Raw genomic sequence first — 216 nt, forward strand, 5'->3', positions numbered from 1 at the left:
GAATTGACGGGGACCCGCACAAGCGGTGGATGATGTGGATTAATTCGATGCAACGCGAAAAACCTTACCTACCCTTGACATGGCTGGAATCCTTGAGAGATTGAGGAGTGCTCGAAAGAGAACCAGTACACAGGTGCTGCATGGCTGTCGTCAGCTCGTGTCGTGAGATGTTGGGTTAAGTCCCGCAACGAGCGCAACCCTTGTCATTAGTTGCTA

General features: G+C 51.4%; 1 rRNA gene. It reads left to right on the forward strand.

The features are described from left to right. Nucleotides 1-216, forward strand: a 16S ribosomal RNA gene (locus tag ABWW33_RS33175); the annotation flags it as partial.

Source organism: Duganella hordei, assembly GCF_040369125.1.
GTDB classification, from domain to species: Bacteria; Pseudomonadota; Gammaproteobacteria; order Burkholderiales; family Burkholderiaceae_D; genus Rugamonas; species Rugamonas hordei.